Source organism: Nocardia vinacea NBRC 16497 (assembly GCF_000308835.1).
Classification (GTDB): domain Bacteria; phylum Actinomycetota; class Actinomycetes; order Mycobacteriales; family Mycobacteriaceae; genus Nocardia; species Nocardia vinacea.
The window spans coordinates 1-17146 of the sequence record NZ_BAGN01000034.1 but is presented as its reverse complement, the minus strand read 5'-3'; the positions used below and the strand labels follow the sequence as shown (position 1 = coordinate 17146).

Below are 17146 nucleotides of genomic sequence, written 5' to 3'. Positions count from 1 at the left end.
CACGCTGTGGCAAACCGCCCGCGCTCTCACGCTGCGGTAGACCACCGGTGGGTTCGCGCTGCGGTAGACCACCGGTAGGTTCGCGCTGCGGCAGGCCACTAGCGCTCTCACGCTGTGGCAGACCACCCGTGCTCTCACGCTGCGGCAGACCACCCGTGCTCTCACGCTGCGGCAGACCGCTCGCAGGCGACTGACGCTGCGGCAGACCGGTAGCACCCGGCTCCCGCTGCGGCAGCCCTCCGGCGGCCGAATCCCGCTGTGGCAGGCCACCGGCAGCCGAATCCCGTTGCGGCAGTCCGGTCGAACCAGGCTCACGCTGTGGCAATCCACCCGACGGATCACGCTGCGGCAGGCTCGACCCGGTATCGCGCGGCGGCACACCACCGGCACCCGGTTCGCGCTGCGGCAGACCGTTCAGCCCCGACGCACGCTGCGGCAGACCGCCCGCGCCCTCGCGCGGCGGCGCACCGTTGCTGCCCGGCTGACGCTGCGGCAGACCACCACTCGGCTGACCGCCCTCCGGCACACCATTCGTGCCGGGCTGACGCTGCGGCAGTCCACCGGAATTCAGATTCCGCGGCGGCAGACCACCGCCGGAAACCGTCGGCTCGGCGCCCGGCCGACTCGGCGGCGGACCGCCGGGAGTGACATTGCGTCTCGGCAGATTCGCCGCGGCGAGCTTGCCGCGCTGCGGACCGCTCGGTGGCTGTCCGGCCGATGGGCGCAGGGTCGGATTCGGTTGCGCCGGTTCCTGACGCAACCCCGAGGCACCCGAGGACATGGTCGAGCCGGGCGAACGCTGCGGCAGCCCGCCCGCCGACGGAATCGGTCCACTGCCCGCGACCGGTGCCGGACTGCTCGTCGGAATCGGCCCGCTCACACCGGGATCGACGGTGACCATGACATTGCCACCGGGCGTCCTGGTGATCGCACGCATCTGCATCGACGCCGCGGCCGACGGCCGTTGCGGAGCCGCGGCGACCTGCGGTGCCGCCTGCGGCATCGCGGTGGTCTGGCCCTGTCCGAGCACGATCAGATTGGCGGGAACCTGCACGGTGACCGTGACGCCGGGATCCCGTGCGGTATCGAAGGTCGGGCGCAGGCGCACGGTGAGTCCGTGGCGCTCGGCCAACCGGCCGACCACGAAAAGACCCATGTGTCGCGCGGTATCCGGACCCGGCTCGGCGGTCTGCTCGAGCCGCCGGTTGATGTCGGCCATTTCACTGGGCGGCATACCGATGCCGCGGTCCGCGACCTCGATGAGCATGCCCTGGTCGTGTCCGTGCGCGAAGGTGAACTTCACGTCGGTCTCTGGCGGCGACGCGCGTAGCGCGTTGTCCAATAGCTCGGCGAACAGGTGCGCCATATCCGAGGCGGCGGGCTCGACCAGCGAACCACGCGGTGTCGCACCGAGCTTCACGCGTTCGTAGTCCTCGACCTCGGAGATCGCCGCACGCAGCACGTCCGCGATCTCGACCGGCGCGGACTTGCTGCGCCGCTGCCGGGTACCGGCGAGGATCAGCAGGTTGTCACCGTTACGGCGCATACGAGCCGCGAGGTGGTCCAGCCGGAACAGGTTTTCCAGCAGGCGCGGATCCTTCTCGTCGTACTCCATCGCCTCGATCAAACTGAGCTGATGGTCGACGAGCGACTTGGAGCGCCGGGCCAGGGTTTCGAACATGTCGTTGACCTGGGCACGCATCTGCGCCTGGTCACTGGCCAGACGCAGCGCCTGGCCGTGGATATCGTCGACGGCGCGGGCCAGCTGACCGATTTCCTCGTGGCTGCGGATCGGCATCGGCTCCAGCGGCACATCCTCGGGGGACGCGCCGTTACGCAACTGGGCGACCTCGTGTGGCAGATCGCTCTCGGCCACGCGCAGCGCGGCCAGGCGCAGCCGGTGCAGCGGCACGATCATCGAGCGCGCGACGAACACCGCGAGCAAAAGCGCGGCGAGAATGGTCGCGATGACGACCGCGGTGTAGGTCCACGCGCCGGTATTGGCCGCGGACACCAGCGAACTCATCGCCGTGTCGATGTCCTTGGTGGACTTCGTGACCACACGCTCGTAGACATCGAGGCTGCCGGTGAGCGAGTTCTTCAGATCACCGACCGGGATCTTGCCTGCCTGCGCCTCCGGGCTGGTCAGCAGTGAGATCCGGTTATCGATACCGGCCCGCAGATCGGCGATCGCGGTATCACCATCGGAAAAGCGGTGGGCGAGCACGTTGAGCATCGCCCGCTCGGTATTGGCCGCGGTGATCGCGCTCTGCACGCCCGCCGCCGAACCGCGCAGCACCTCGGGGAATGCGGCGACCTCAGCGACCAGCGCGTAACGGGTGTTCAACGAGTCGACCAGCCGCAGCTTCGCCTGTTCGATGGCCTGATCACTGACCTGGCCGACCGTGGACTCCACGATGTGGACACTGTCGTTGCGGACCCTGTCGATCGTCCCGATGACTTCGGCCGGGGTCTGCGTCGAGACGTTCTTGCCCTGGGCGCGCACCGCCTTGGCCTGGGTGATCATGTCTTCCAGCGACGCGCGCGCGCCGGCAACACCGTCGACCTTGCCGACCGATTGCTCGGCATCGGCGATGACCTTGTCGAGGTCGGCGAGGTTCTTGTCCGACACGATCGAAACGTTCGGCATGATCGAAATCATCTGCGAACCGGCGGTCGTCGCCGTCTGCGCACTCAGCGCGGTGACGGCAGGAATCGCCTCGATGTTCTTTGCGGCGGCGTCCAGTCGGTTCGCCTCGGCGAACTCGGTGGTAATCCTGGACACGCCGAGCCCAACCGCGACTGCCAGCGGAACGGCCAGGACCGCCGTAACCTTCCAGCGCAGGTCCCAGTTGCCGAGCGCCCAGCGTTTGCTGCCGGACCTTGCGGCGTCACGCATCTCCCACTCACTTTCCAAACTGGCCCCAACCACGTGCCATCAGCGAACCTAGACAATCGCATGCTGGCTCGACAGGCAGAGCTGGCCGAGGAACTGCGGCTGGCCGAGAAATTGCGTCTACGACGGCCCAAATAAGTGACATCAGATTCTAACGGATCAATAACAGCTTGGGTGACGTTGAGTATGGTTACCGGCCTTGACCTGCCGATAATTGGCAAAACCAGAGGTCGCGGCACCCACCCGGGCGTCGCGTGAAGTCTGCCACAATCGTGCTGATCTATCGAGGCGGGCATCGAGGCGAGGCTAGGGAGTCACGATTTGGGTACAGCATCGCGTAGCGATTCCGTGGGGGGCGGTGGTCGGGCGACGGGTGGGCCGGAGAATCAAGCGTACCGGCCGGTCTATCAGACCAGCTTGGTCGATCCCGCCGAGTTCTGGGCCGAGGCGGCCGAGGCGATCGATTGGGTGACCCCGCCGACCCACATCGTCGACACCACGGCCCGATCGATGGCCAGATGGTTTCCGGACGCTCGCCTCAATACCTCCTTCAACGCCCTCGACCGGCATGTGCACGGCGGTGACACTCCGGACGAAGCGAGCCGGGCCGATCAGCCCGCCCTAATATACGACTCCGCTATGACCGGCACCAGAGGCGTTTTCACCTACGCCGAACTACTTGCCGAGGTTGCCGAGTTCGCCGGTGCGATGGCACGTTTGGGTGTCGCCGCGGGTGACCGCGTGGTCATCTACCTGCCGATGATCCCCGAGGCGGTGATCGCCATGCTGGCCTGCGCCCGCATCGGCGCGGTGCATTCGGTGGTCTTCGGCGGCTTCGCCGCACCGGAGCTGGCAGCCCGCATCGATGACGCCGAACCTGTGTTGATCATCACTGCATCGGGCGGACTGGAGCCGGGCCGAACGATCGATTACCCGCCGATCGTGTTGCGGGCCCTCGACCTCGCCGAGACGAGCGCGCCGCGTCACGTGATCGTCAAGCAGCGACCGCAATTTCCGACCATCCACTTCTCCGCGCCGCAGCCCGCCACCGATTCACTGCCGAGTTCCACACAGACCGTCGCGGCGCAGTGGCTCGATTGGGAAGACGCGGTGCGCGATGCGCAACCCGCCGATCCGGTTCCGGTCGCGGCGACCGATCCGCTCTATATCCTCTACACCTCCGGCACCACCGGGAAGCCCAAGGGCGTGGTCCGCGACAACGGCGGACATGCGGTCGCCCTGTCGTGGTCCATGCGCAATATCTACGACGTCGGGCCGGGCCAGGTGATGTGGGCCGCCTCGGATGTCGGCTGGGTCGTCGGACATTCGTACATCGTCTACGCGCCGCTGCTCGTCGGCGCGACAACGCTGCTCTACGAAGGCAAACCGGTCGGGACACCGGATGCGGGCGCGTTCTGGCGGGTGGTCGCCGAGCACAACGTGCGGGTGCTGTTCACCGCGCCGACCGCGCTGCGCGCCATCCGCAAGGCCGATCCGGATGCCGCACTCGCCCACCACCACGACCTGTCCTCGCTGCGCGCATTGTTCTGCGCCGGTGAGCGTCTGGATCCGGCGACCTACGAGTGGGCCAACGAAACGCTGCTCGCCGATCGGCCGGACTGCCCGGTGGTCGACCACTGGTGGCAGACCGAGACCGGCTGGCCGATCTGCGCGAATCTGCTCGGCCTGCAGCAACTTCCGATCAAGGCGGGTTCGGCGTCGGTGCCGGTGCCCGGCTTCCGGCTGCGGGTGCTCGATGCCGAGGGCAATCCGGTCGCACCGGGCACCGAGGGCAATATCGTTATCGGCCTACCACTACCGCCGGGGACACTAACCGGACTATGGCGCGACGAAGACCGCTTCCAACGCTCCTATATGTCGGCGTTTCCCGGCCACTACCTGACCGGCGACTCCGGATACTTCGATGACGACGGGTACCTCTACGTGCTCGGCCGCAGCGACGATGTGATCAATATGGCCGGACACCGGCTGTCGGCGGGCAGCATCGAGGCCGCCATCGCCGGACACGAGGCCGTCGCCGAATGCGCGGTGATCGGCCTGCCCGACGAACTCAAGGGCCAGCGGCCGATCGCCTACGTGGTGCTCAAGTCCGGCGTCGAAATCGATCCGGACCGCCTGCGCGACGAACTGATCGCCCGGGTGCGCGAGCAGATCGGCGCGATCGCCACCCTGCACGACGCCGTCGTCGTCACCGCGCTGCCCAAAACCCGATCGGGCAAGATCCTGCGCAAGACGATCCGTCAGATCACCGCGGGCGATACTTACGAGGTGCCATCCACCATCGAAGATGCTTCGGTACTCGCCGCACTGGAGGTCCAGATCCGGGCCAGCCGCCCGCAGGAGCCGGGCCCGGAAGTCGTTGCACCCAACGGCGATCCGATTGTGCCGTCATAGCTTTGCGATTGCATTTCGTTTCACCCCTTAGAGAATCCTCAGGGATAGTTCACACATGCGCCAGTGCGGGGCAATAGCGTCTAGGGCGCTGGATCCACAGCACCTCGAAGCAGCAGACCCTCGAAAACTGGAGGCACACACCATGAAGCTCTTCCACAGTCGCCCGGCCGTCGCCGCTCTCGCCGCCGGCGGCATGGCCAGTGTGGCCGTGTTGCTCTCCCCGGCCATCGCGGCCGCGGATCCGATGACGCTGGCCGGGCCGCTGCTGACCTCCGACTGCTCTTTCGCCCAGGTCGACGCGGCGCTGCACGCCAAGGCCCCGCAGCTGGCGGCCATGCTCGACGCGAACCCGACCCAGAAGGCCGAGCTGCAGCGCAAGTTCGATCAGCCGGTCGAACAGCGTCGCGCGGAACTCCAGGCCGCCATCAACGAGAACCCGAGCGCCGCGCAGGACGCCGAGAACGACCCGCGTGCGTCCGGGCTGGCCGAGACCATCCGCACCGTGGCCGAAACCTGCCACAGCTACTGAGCGCTCCCCCGCCTCCCCGGAGGCGCCAGACCTGGGTGCCACGAACGCAACATCGGCGACCGGCGGATAAGCGGTAGATGGGTCAGCCCGTCCCCGACGAGTAACCCATGTACTTCCGAAATCAGTCGGTTGCCTAACCGATTCCGTTTCCGAGTGGCGGCACAATGGATGACGTGACTTCCAACCCGACCGTCCTTGTCGTCGACGATGACGAGGACGTGCTCGCGTCGGTCGAGCGCGGCCTGCGCCTGTCCGGCTTCCAGGTGCGGGTCGCCCGCGACGGCGCCGAGGCGCTGCGCAGCGTGACCGAGCAGGTGCCCGACGCGGTGGTGCTCGATATGAATATGCCGCTGCTCGACGGTGCGGGCGTGGTGACGGCACTTCGGGCCTTGGGCAATGAGGTCCCGATCTGTGTGCTCAGCGCCCGCGCCTCCGTCGACGACCGGATCTCCGGATTGGAGTCCGGCGCCGACGACTATCTGACCAAGCCGTTCGTCCTCGCCGAATTGGTGGCGCGGATCAAGGCGCTGCTGCGCCGCCGCTCGGACGTTCCGGCCCCCGCCACGCCGGGCGCGATCACGGTCGGCTCGCTGGAGGTCGATGTCGCTGGATACCGCGCATTGCTGAACGGCCGCGAAATCGAGCTCACCAAGCGCGAATTCGAGCTGCTGTCCACCCTGGCCCGCAATGCGGGCGTGGTGCTGAGCCGCGAGCGGCTACTGGAATTGGTGTGGGGCTACGACTTCGCGGCCGACACCAATGTGGTCGATGTCTTCGTCGGATACCTGCGGCGCAAGCTGGAGGTCGAGGGCACGCCACGGCTGCTGCACACGGTCCGCGGCGTCGGATTCGTGCTGCGAGCACCCAAGTGAGTTGGCGATGACGCCGCAGCTCCCGGCTTCCCGGAAACGGCGGCGGCGCACGTTCTCCCTTCGCACCCGGGTTGCCGGTGCGGCCGCGGTCGGCGCGATCATCATCGTCACGATCATCGGCGTGATCTCCTCACGAGCCATCGAGCGCAACAACCTGGCCCAGACCGACCAGCAGTTGGCCATCGCGTCGCGATTGGTGCTCATCGATTCGGTCTTGGCCGTCGGTGTGCTCGGACTGGTCGGTCCGACCTACGACATGGCAGTGACGGTCCGCGACAACAACACGGTCGTGGCGAGCACACCGATCCGCCTGCCCGAACAGCCGATCGGATCGCACACCGTCGCCGTGAACGGCACCCCGTTCCGTGTGCTGACAACCACCGAGAACCAGCCGGCGGGACGCGTTGTCTCCCTTGGGATTCCAGCGACCGAGGCGGCGCGCACAACCGCCGAACAACAACGCTGGGTGCTCGCCGGGGCCGGACTGGCGATCGCCACCGCCGCCGCACTGGGCTGGCTGCTCGCGGGCAGCGCCGTCCGCCCGATCGTCGATCTCACCCGACAGGTCGGCACGCGCAGCGGCTACCGCGATCCAGACAATCCACAGCCGCCGGTCGACGGCTCCGGAGTCAGGGAGGCAGAAAAACTCGCCGAGGCGGTGAACACCCTGCTGCAACGGGTGGATCAGGCACAGACCGAAACCGCCGCCGCACTGGAGACCGCGCGCGATTTCGCCGCCGTCTCCGCCCACGAACTGCGCACCCCGCTCACCGCCATGCGCACCGACCTCGAGGTGCTGCGCACCCTCGACCTGGACGAGGCCCAACGCACCGAAATCCTTACCGACCTGCAACGCAGCCAGGGCCGCGTCGAAACCACCTTGGCCGCACTGGAACGCCTCGCCTCGGGCGACCTCACCCACGAACGCGACCACGTCGACACCGACGTCGGCGACCTGTGCGACCAAGCCGCCCACGACGCCATGCGACACTTCCCCGGCGTAACCGTCCGCATCGATACCGACGCCGAACTGATCACCCGCGGCCTCCCCGCCGGACTGCGGCTCGCGGTCGACAACGCTTTGACCAACTCCGTCAAACACGGCCGCGCCACCGAGGCCGTGGTCTCCGCGCACCGAATCCCCAACGGACACATACTGATAACCGTCGACGACAACGGCCGCGGCATACCCGCCGAAGAACGCACCGCCGTCTTCGAACGCTTCTTCCGCGGCAGCCAAGCCAGCAGGGGCGGCTCGGGACTAGGCCTCGCCCTGGTCGCCCAACAGGCCCAATTACACGGTGGCCGAGCCTATTTCGACGACAGTCCGCTCGGTGGTGTGCGCCTGGTACTCGACCTTCCCGAGCGCCGGACTACCGCCTGAAAGACCGCCCGGCCGACACGGTGGCCGGTTCCTCGTACAGGTACGGGCCGATATTGCGCATCGCGCGGGCCACATAGTCATCCTTCTCGCCGACCGGAGCGACGTAGTGCAGAGCACTTTCGGCCGCTTCGATACTTTCCAGGCGGGCGATCATCCAGGCCGCGAGGTAGTGCGATGCGAGGCAGCCGCCTGCGGTGGCGAGATTGCCCTTGGCGAAGAACGGCTGCTCGAGCACATCGACCCCGGCCGCCTGGACCCACGGTTTGGTCGTCAGATCGGTGCAGGCGGGAACACCGTCGAGCAGTCCGAGCTTGGCCAAAACCAATGTCCCGGAGCATTGTCCGGCCAGCAGTTGTCGCGACGGGTCGAGTCGCAACCGCGCCATCAGCTCCCGGTCGGCGACGACTTCGCGGGTCTGCGCACCGCTACCGATAATGACCGCGTCCGCACTACCGGCTTCTTCCAGCGTCGCCATCGACTCGATGATCACACCGTTCATCGAACGGACTCGTGCCGTAGGACTGGCGATCGATACCCGCCAGTCGGTCTTCCGGACCCGGTTGAGAACGCCGAGCGCGATGAGGGAATCGAGTTCGTTGTAGCCCTCGAAGGTGAGGATGGCGATGTGCATAACAGTTGCCTTTCCCGGTCGTTACCAGGCACCGTATGGCCGCGATCCAATACAATCAAGAAATTGTCATGCATACAATCTGGGCATGGCCGTCTCTAGATACAAAGGCGTCGTGGACGCGCTGGCGTCCGACATCCGAGCGGGGCGGTTGCCCTCGGGTACTCGGCTGCCGACCCATCGCCAACTCGCGGCCAGCGAAGGGCTGGCATTGGTGACCGCGTCGCGGGTCTATGCCGAGCTCGAAGCCATGGGTCTGGTGAGTGGGGAACCCGGCCGGGGCACCTTTGTTCGCGAGATCGCGCTGCCGCCCAGCCACGGCATCGACCTGCAGGCGGCCGCGGCGGACGTGGTGGATCTCAACTTCAACTACCCGGCACTACCTGGTCAGGCCGACTTGCTGCGGCAGGCATTGCGTCAACTGGCTTCCCGGGGTGACCTGGAGGCCCTGTTGCGCTACCAGCCGCACGGCGGACGACCTGATGAGCGGGCCACAGTCGCCCGCCATCTGCGGCGTAATGGTTTGCCGGTCGGCGCGGATCAGGTGCTGATCGTCAGTGGCGCTCAGCACGGATTGGCCACCACCGCCATGGCGACGCTGCGGCCGGGAGACGTCGTGGCGGCCGATGCCCTGACCTATCCCGGCTTCAAGGCGCTCGCCCGTGCGCTGCACCTGGAACTGGCACCGCTTCCCGCAGCGGGTGACGGACCGGATCTCGACGCCCTCGAACAGCTCTGCGCGACGCGGCGGGTCCGTGCCGTGTACACGATGCCGACACTGCACAACCCGTTGGGCTGGGTCACCCAGGAGCACCACCGTGCGCAGTTGGTCGAAATCGCGCGCCGATACGAACTGCTCATCATCGAGGACGCCGCGTACGCCTTCCTGGCCGAGCAGCCGCCACACCCGCTGTCGGCGCTCGCACCGGAACGGACCGTCTATGTCTCCGGGCTCTCCAAGAACGTGGCGACCGGGCTGCGATTCGGATTCGTCAGTGCTCCAACCACATTGGTGCCCACCATCGAGCGCGCGATCCGCACCACCACCTGGAATACCCCCGCGGTGATGACAGCGATCGCGTGCCAGTGGCTCGACGACGGCACCGTCACCAGGCTGGAAGCGCAAAAGCGCGATGATGCGAGGCGCAGGCAGTCGATCGCCCGTGAGGTTCTGGCGGGGCTGCCTCAGGTCAGCCATCCGTCGTCGTATTTCCTCTGGCTCCCCCTGCCCGAGGAGGTGCGGGCCGACCAGATAGCGGCCGCGCTCATGCGCGAACAGGTACTGGTGTCCACGGCGGAACCGTTCGCCACGTCCGCGCATGTGCCACACGCCCTCCGGTTGGCTCTCGGCTCGACAAATCCGGACACCCTGCGCGAAGCGCTGCACAAGGTGAAACGGGTCGTCGACGCATACACCTACCGCTGATGAAACGCGAAAACCGGTCCGGGAGTGCGGATGACGGCTGCTGCCACCGTCACGCATTCCCGGACCGGTTCGCGGTATCTGTGTCCTACTTCGGCGGTGCGGTGACCTTGACCGGCTTACCCCATGCCGACAGCGTCACCTTGATGGTGCCCGGATCCCGTTTCACGACAGCCTGAACCAGGTTCGGGCCGTTGCCGGGGGAGGCGGCGGAAGACGGCAGGGCCGATGCCGAACCCGACGGCGGCGCGACATCCGCGATCCACAGGGTGATCGGGAACGTGCCGGCCGGGTCACCCGACTTGGGCACGATGGGGTCGATGACCGTGGAGTCGATGGTTCCGCTCACCTTCACGGTGTCGGTGCCGTCGACCTTCTCTCGGCCCTCCACCTTCGGGTTCTTCACCTGCGCGATGAGGTTGGCCAGACCCTTGTCCTTGTCGAGGATGACGCCCGGGTCGTAGATCTGTTCCGCCGGACCGATTTTGGCGTAGGCGGAAGAGCTGCCGGTCTGCGCGTACATTTCCTTGTCGACGACCAGGAACTTGGCCTGGATGAAGTCGGCCTCGGGCTTGGTACGGACCTTGGCCTCGCCGATCGCCTGACCGGCGCCCTGCGGCTGGTTGGTCACATCGGCCGAGACGCTCTCGACCGGAAGGTTGGTGAGGTTGTCCACCTTCAGATTCAGGTGCACGGCCTGCAGGGTCTGGGTGGTCCTGGCGGACTCCTGCACGATCTGCGCGGCATCGGGCAACTGACCCGAGGGCGGCGCGGACGAGGTGGTCTTGGAATCGGAGCTGGAGTCGCAGCCTGTCACCAGTGCAGCGAACATCGACGCCGCGACCACGGCGGGCACGAGACCCGGTCGGCGAAGACGGATTCGGTGCGAGGTGCGTGCTCGCGCTGTCAGATCACTCAATGTTCTGCCCCCAGAAGAGTGCGAGGTCGGGTACGACCCGGGTGGTTTGACGAGGACAGCTGGTGCTGCCGCCCGGTGTAGTGCAGCATTTCGCCCGCCAGATTAGCCTGTCGCGCAGACTAACTCGACCCCGTTCGCAAGGCGAAGTCCGAGGCGAGCCGCGCATGCTGCGGGTGCCGACGTTACCCTTGGTTCGGTCTTCTCGCAGAGATCGGGGGGAATCCGACGCGAAAGTTACCGGGTTAAGGGATTGTTTAGTGAGATGTAAGGCGCTGCAAGCACGATGCTGTCACGAAGGCTCAGGCAGTGTGTGTGACTTTGGGGGGACATCCGGTTCGCCGGATGAAGCGCCCCCGCGCCTGTCCGCGATACACGCCATAACCCCGGGGCCGACAACGGCCACCGAACCGCGGATCAGACACGGAGGAATGCGATGACGAACAGCCAACCGGAAGCGGAGGAGCGGGACTTCCGTAGACCGCCCGGCCCGCCTCCTGGTGGTGGCCCGCAACTCTCGAATGTGTGGGTTTACAACGGAAAAGCCTACGATCTGAGCGACTGGATCTCCAAACATCCCGGCGGCGAGTTCTTCATCGGGCGAACGAAAAATCGCGATATCACCTCCATCATCGGGTCCTACCATCGCGATCCCGAGCGAATCGGACGAATGCTGGAGAGATATGCGTTGGGGCGCAACGCATTACCCGAGGACATCCATCCGAAGGCCAACGCACCCGACTTCCTGTTCAAAGAGGGTTTCGACAGTTGGCAGGACACTCCGAAGTACCGATTCGACAATAAAGACGATCTGCTGCACAAGGTCAAGGCGCGGTTGAAAGAGCCCGAGCTGGCCGCGCGATTGCGGCGCATGGACACGATCTTCAACATCGTGGTCGCGGTGCTGGCCGTCGCGTACTTCGCGGTGCAGGGTCTGCGCCTGTTCGAGCGCAGCTGGATGCCGCTGCCCGTCTTCGTCATCCTGATGGTGCTGCTGCGCAGCTCGCTGGCCGGATTCGGCCACTACGCGATCCATCGCGCGCAGAAGGGCCTCAACAAGATCTATACGAATACCTTTGATTTCAATTACGTCGCACTGGCTTTCGTCACCGCGGACGGACACGCGCTGCTGCACCACCCGCATACCCAGAGTGAAGTCGATATCAAGAAGAACGTCTTCACCATGATGATGCGGGTGCCGCGGTTGTATCGGGTGCCGATTCACACCCTCCACAAATTCGGGCACACGGTGACCGGCATGACCATTCGACTCCTCGATGTCTGCCGCCTCACCCGCAAAGTCGGCATAAAAGACATGTACGGAACCTGGGGCGGTGCGCTGCCACACTTCATCGGTTCGTTCGGGGTGCGCGCGCTATTGCTCGGCGAGTTGGTGGTATTCACGCTGGCGGGCGACTTCTGGGCCTGGGCACTGCAATTCGTGGTGACGCTGTGGATCAGTACCTTCCTGGTCGTCGCGAGCCATGATTTCGAGGTGGAGGCCGAGGAACTCCCGGCCGCCGATACCGAGGACTGGGCCGTCAATCAGGTGGAGCAGGCCTACGACCTGAAGGTGATCGGAAATCGTTATATCGACTGCTTTCTCGCGGCCGGTTTGAGTTCGCACCGCGTACATCACGTACTGCCGTTCCAGCGCAGCGGTTTCGCCAATATCGCCACCGAGGACGTATTGCGCGAGGAGTCGGCGAAATTCGGCATCGAGTGGCTGCCCGCGAAGAATTTCTTCACCGATCGTTTCCCGAAGCTCTGCCGCACCTACCTCTTGTCGCCCTCGCGCGAAGCCGAGGAACGGAATTGGGGCTTCATCCGCGAGCATTGCTCGCCCGGGGCGCTGAAAACCTGTGCGGTCTACACGGTGCAGGGATTCACCGGAATCGGCACGGTCTGAGCCGATTCCGGAGGTCGACCGATCGAACCGCTGGTCAACTGCGGCGCCGATCACCATTTTTCACAAGAACGGGGAGAATTCGTGTCAATCACTATCGATGAGGGAACGTCGGCGGCTCGTCAGGGGGACGAGCACGGCCACGGCCTCGTGCAGCACGGGCTGCCGCCCGCGCCGCCGACCACGGTCGGGGTGATCGAGAGCATCGCGACCGGTGCGCCGAGTCAGCTCGTCGACCAGGCCGGCGCCGCCGATCGGGTGGCCGAGCTGTTCACCGATCCGCAACAGCGGGAGCGGATTTCGCGGATTTACCAGAAGACGAAGATCGACAGCCGTCGGCTCGTCGTCGATCCGCTCGATCCCGAATTCCTGCAATTCGGCCGGGAGCGCGGCACGATCCGGGACCGGATGAATTTGTTCTACCGCCACGCGGTGCCGCTGGCCGTCGACGTCGCTGGTCGTGCCCTTGCCGGTATCGAGGACGCGGCGGTGGAGATCGGCTTGCTGGTCTTCGTGACCAGCACCGGTTTCATCGCGCCGGGCGTGGATGTCGCGGTGGTGAAGCAGCTCGGGCTTTCGCCGTCGGTCGGGCGGGTCGTGGTGAACTTCATGGGCTGCGCGGCCGCGATGAACGGCATTCGGACTGCCGTGGATTATGTTCGGGCGCATCCGGATAAGAAGGCGATGGTCGTCTGCATCGAGCTGAGCTCGGTGAACGCCGTATTCGATGACAATATCAACGATGTGATCATCCACAGCCTGTTCGGGGACGGCTGTGGAGCGGTGGTCATCGGCGCCGGTCAGGTCCAGCAGCCGCTGGCGCCGGGCAAGGTGGTGATCCGCGACAGCTTCAGCCGGCTCTTCGACGGTGCCGAGGACGGCATCGTGCTCGGTGTCAATCAGAACGGCATCACCTGCGAGCTGTCGGAGAATCTGCCCCAGTACATCTATACCGGGGTCGACCCCGTGGTCACCGAGGTCCTGGGCCGCAATGGATTACAGAAATCCGATGTCGCTCTGTGGGCGATCCACCCGGGTGGGCCGAAGATCATCGAGGAGTCCGTGCATTCGCTCGGTATCGCGCCGGAGCGGGCGGCGCTGAGCTGGGATGTGCTGGCAAGGTTCGGCAATATGCTGAGCGTGTCGCTGATTTTCGTGCTGGAACAGATGATTCAGCAGGAAGCGGCGGAGCCGATCTCGACCGGAGTGGCGTTCTCCTTCGCGCCGGGAGTCACCCTCGAAGGCATGATCTTCGACATCATTCGCCGGTAATAGCACCGGTCTCAGCCAAAATCGCCCGTTCAGGGAGCGCAGCAACATGCAACTCATCCGATTCCTCATCTCGATCTCCTGGATGCGGATCGCGGCCGTCATTGCCGCGGGCCTCATCTGCGGTGCGGCCAATACCTATCTGGTGACCCTCATCAGGGGTGTGGTGTCGCCGGAACCGCATCCGCACGTCAACATCCAGAGCTTCGTCCTAACCGGCCTGGTCATCCTGGTCAGTGGTGTGGTGTCGCAGGTGCTACTGATTCGCCTTGCCCAAGAGGCCATCTACCGACTGCGCGCGGATCTGAGTTCCGGGATCGTCTCGGCGCCGCTCGAGCATCTGGAACGGCTCGGCATGCACCGTCTGATGGCCACGCTGACCGAAGATGTGCGCTCGCTGTCACAGGCGGTGACCGCCATTCCGAGCATCTGCATCGATGTGGCCACCATCATCGGCTGCTTCGTCTTCCTGTTCGTAGTGTCGGGTCCGCTGTTCGCGGTGACCGTGGCGGGCACAGTGCTCGGGATCGCCTGTGTCGAGCTGATTCTCGAGCGGGTGCGCAATATCTATCGCGAGGCGCGGGAGAACGAGGACGCGCTGTTGCGGTCGTACCAGGCCGTGACGCTCGGCATCAAAGAGTTGAAGCTGCATCGGGGCCGGCGCCGCGATTTCATGCAGCGGCATCTGCTCGGTTCGGCCGCGACGCTGCGTGCACAGAATGTCGATGCCGGATCCAAATTCTCGGTGGCACAGGGATTCGGGCAGGCGCTGCAGCTCGGCACCATGGCGCTGATCCTGTTCGTGCTGGTCGCGCCGCTGGATCTGTCACGCGATGTGATGGTCGGGTATGTCCTGGTGACGACGTTCCTGGCGATGCCGATGCAGAACTTCATGCACCGCATCCCGGATCTGCTGCGCGGTGATGTGGCGCTGGCGAAGATCCGCGCGATGAATCTGTCCATGGAGACCATGCACGACGAGGAACGGTTGCCGTTCACGGACCGTCCCGCCGTCGACGCGGCGCGGCTGGAGCTGACGAATGTCACCTACAGCTACCGGATGGAGCCGCCACCGCCGTTCCCGCCGGGTCCCGGCGGACCGCCGCCTGGTCCGAGGGGTGGCGCGCATCCGCCCGGTCGTGGTCCACGTCCCGGCGGGCCGCGACCGGATGTCAACGGTCATCGGGTCGTCGACCACAGCGGACACGACAACCGGCCGATGCCGCTCGGCCCGCCACCCGAGCAGAGCAACGACGAATCCGGATTCCGGCTCGGCCCGCTCGATCTGGTCTTCGAACCCGGGCAGATCACCTTCATCGTCGGCGGCAACGGCAGCGGCAAATCCACGCTGGCCAAGCTGATCACGGGACTGTATGTGCCGCAGACCGGCGCGCTGTCGCTCAATGGCGAGCCGATCGACCACGAGAATATCGAGTGGTTCCGGCAGAACTCCTCGGCGATCTTCACCGACTTCCACCTGTTCGAGGAGTACCTGGGCTTCGATCGGCCCGGACTCGACGGTGAGGTGCGCCGCTATCTCGAGGAGTTGCAGATCGCGCACAAGGTGACGGTGCGCGACGGGCGGCTGTCGACCATCGATCTGTCGCAGGGGCAACGCAAACGGCTCGCGCTGTTGACCGCGCTGCTCGAGGACCGGCAGATCTATGTCTTCGACGAGTGGGCAGCCGACCAGGAACCCAGGTTCCGCGACGTCTTCTATCAGAAAATCCTCACCGAGCTCAAACAGCGCGGGAAGACCGTCATCGTGATCACCCACGACGATCGCTACTTCCACCACGCGGACCAGCTGGTCAAGCTCGATTTCGGCCGGGTGGTCGAGGCGACGCGGAGCGCGGAGCCCACCGGCGCCGACGTCTCCTAATCATCTGCGGCCCTTACGGAATTCTCAGAGTTCGGCCAATTCGGAGTTCTAGGGTCGGCAGACGTGGCTGGAAATCGCGCCCGCTGGGCCCTGCTCGCCGTTGCCGTTGTCATCGCCGGGGCCCTCGGTGGCGCCGTCACCGCTTGCTCGAGGTCATCCAGTTCACCCGGCGGTATCGCATTGGTGAACGCCGACACCGGGCCGACGGGTGCGCGCATCGCGCAGGGACTGCAGCAGGACGGCGGTGGATACGAATGGACCGTCGGCAAGCCGGGTGAACTCGACGCGGATGACTACGCGGCCGTGATCACCCTGCCCGCCGATCTCACCGAATCCATGGGCACGCTGGCGAGCGCGCAGCCGAAACGGGCCAAGGTGACCGTGGATACGCATAATGGCGCGGACGCGAATGTGGTGAACGGCGCGGTGAATACGGTGACGCACCGGATCGGCGCATCCGGTGTCGATGCCGCCCTGGCCGCGGTCGCGCAGGCACGCACCCAGATGACCTCGGTGCAGTTGACCACCCAGCTGCTCAATGCCGGGGTGAATGCCGCGGCCGCAGGTGCCGATCAATTCAGCTCAGGCGCGGATCAGCTGCTCGGCTTCCTGACCTACGCCAAAGCGGGCTCGGCCCAACTGACTTCGGCTATCGCGCTGCTGAACTCGACCGTCTCCGGTGCTGCCACACAAGCGAACCAACTCGCCTCGGCATTGGATTCGACCGGCATCACGATCGGACAGGTGCAGCAGACCGCGAATACGGTGAGCGGCGGCCTGGATCAGATCCTGCCGCTGATGCGTGCGCTGCCCTTCGCGGGAGATCCCCAAGTTGCCGATATCATCGCGAAACTCGAAGGGCTACGAAATGTTTCAGGCCAGGCCGGATCCCAGCTGACCGATCTCGGCGATCTGGTCGGCAGCGCCGTCGATCCGAGCACTGACCTCGGCACGCTCCTGCGCACAGTTGTGGACCGATTGACCGGCGCCAGTGCGCAATTGGCCGAGGGCGCGAAACTCGCCGAG

12 protein-coding genes are annotated in these 17146 nt (G+C 65.7%); 9 read left to right on the top strand and 3 right to left on the bottom strand.

The window, feature by feature from the left end; all coding sequences use genetic code 11:
* Positions 1-2899: ATP-binding protein (locus ON44_RS04285; protein ID WP_083897644.1), on the bottom strand; the 2899-nt coding region annotated here is incomplete at its 3' end.
* A gap of 345 nt (positions 2900-3244) precedes the next feature.
* On the opposite strand from ON44_RS04285, the gene ON44_RS04280 reads away from it, so the two are divergent.
* From ON44_RS04280 to ON44_RS04265, 4 genes are all read left to right on the top strand, one after another.
* Entirely contained in the window at positions 3245-5311 is a 2067-nt protein-coding gene (locus ON44_RS04280; RefSeq protein WP_051181495.1) for an AMP-binding protein, read from the top strand.
* A gap of 142 nt (positions 5312-5453) precedes the next feature.
* A complete protein-coding gene (locus tag ON44_RS04275; protein WP_040686480.1) occupies positions 5454-5840 on the top strand; it encodes a hemophore-related protein in 387 nt (128 codons plus the stop codon).
* Positions 5841-6004: 164 nt separating this feature from the next.
* Complete coding sequence (locus ON44_RS04270; protein WP_040686479.1) at positions 6005-6712, top strand: response regulator transcription factor; 708 nt, start codon at positions 6005-6007, stop codon at positions 6710-6712.
* A 7-nt stretch (positions 6713-6719) separates the two neighbouring features.
* Positions 6720-8096 carry a sensor histidine kinase gene (locus ON44_RS04265; protein ID WP_083897645.1) on the top strand — a complete coding sequence of 459 codons (1377 nt, stop codon included), beginning with the start codon at positions 6720-6722 and terminating at the stop codon, positions 8094-8096.
* Here ON44_RS04265 and ON44_RS04260 read toward each other — a convergent pair.
* Positions 8086-8727 (bottom strand): DJ-1/PfpI family protein, encoded by a 642-nt coding sequence (locus tag ON44_RS04260; RefSeq protein WP_040686478.1) that lies wholly within the window; start codon positions 8725-8727, stop codon positions 8086-8088. The two genes, ON44_RS04265 and ON44_RS04260, sit on opposite strands and share 11 nt — an antisense overlap.
* An 85-nt stretch (positions 8728-8812) precedes the next feature.
* Here ON44_RS04260 and ON44_RS04255 point away from each other — a divergent pair, with 85 nt between their 5' ends.
* Positions 8813-10150, top strand: a complete 1338-nt coding sequence (locus tag ON44_RS04255; RefSeq protein ID WP_040686477.1) for an aminotransferase-like domain-containing protein — start codon at positions 8813-8815, stop codon at positions 10148-10150.
* Between the two features lie 85 nt (positions 10151-10235).
* Here ON44_RS04255 and ON44_RS04250 read toward each other — a convergent pair whose 3' ends face one another.
* Positions 10236-11066: an LppX_LprAFG lipoprotein gene (locus tag ON44_RS04250; protein ID WP_040686476.1), complete on the bottom strand. Its 831-nt coding sequence runs from the start codon at positions 11064-11066 to the stop codon at positions 10236-10238.
* Positions 11067-11499: 433 nt separating this feature from the next.
* Here ON44_RS04250 and ON44_RS04245 point away from each other — a divergent pair, with 433 nt between their 5' ends.
* The 4 genes from ON44_RS04245 to ON44_RS04230 form a co-directional block, all read left to right on the top strand.
* Positions 11500-12972: a cytochrome b5 domain-containing protein gene (locus ON44_RS04245; RefSeq protein ID WP_083897643.1), complete on the top strand. Its 1473-nt coding sequence runs from the start codon at positions 11500-11502 to the stop codon at positions 12970-12972.
* Positions 12973-13059: 87 nt separating this feature from the next.
* Entirely contained in the window at positions 13060-14241 is a 1182-nt protein-coding gene (locus ON44_RS04240) for a type III polyketide synthase (protein ID WP_373283123.1), read from the top strand.
* Between the two features lie 46 nt (positions 14242-14287).
* Positions 14288-16120, top strand: a complete 1833-nt coding sequence (locus ON44_RS04235; RefSeq protein ID WP_040686473.1) for an ATP-binding cassette domain-containing protein — start codon at positions 14288-14290, stop codon at positions 16118-16120.
* Between the two features lie 63 nt (positions 16121-16183).
* Positions 16184-17146, top strand: a 963-nt coding sequence (locus ON44_RS04230; protein ID WP_040686472.1) for a YhgE/Pip domain-containing protein, incomplete at its 3' end; no start/stop codon positions are given.